The organism is Bacillus cereus group sp. BfR-BA-01524 (assembly GCF_022662595.1).
Taxonomy (GTDB): domain Bacteria; phylum Bacillota; class Bacilli; order Bacillales; family Bacillaceae_G; genus Bacillus_A; species Bacillus_A thuringiensis_S.
In genome coordinates this window covers 1-234 of the sequence record NZ_JAKUDW010000428.1, presented here as the reverse complement: position 1 = coordinate 234, position 234 = coordinate 1, and the positions used below count along the sequence as shown (strand labels likewise).

The following is a 234-nucleotide window of genomic DNA, read 5'->3' as shown; positions in this document are numbered from 1 at the left end:
GCAGGAGATCGCCGGTTCGACCCCGGTCGGGACCGCCATTTTAACTTCTGCTAATTGGCAGTTGTTTTTTATTGGACATTATGGTACAATAACATTTGTCTTTGAAAATAAGATATTTTTTCGATGGGCTATAGCCAAGCGGTAAGGCAACGGACTTTGACTCCGTCATGCGCTGGTTCGAATCCAGCTAGCCCAGCCATTTACGAGCCATTAGCTCAGTTGGTAGAGCATCTG

Annotated in this window: 1 tRNA gene; it reads left to right on the top strand. The window is 46.6% G+C overall.

Annotation, left to right across the window (positions count from 1 at the left end):
* Positions 1 to 124: 124 nt before the first annotated feature.
* A tRNA-Gln gene (locus MR170_RS31755) sits at positions 125 to 199 on the top strand.
* Positions 200 to 234 lie beyond the last annotated feature (35 nt).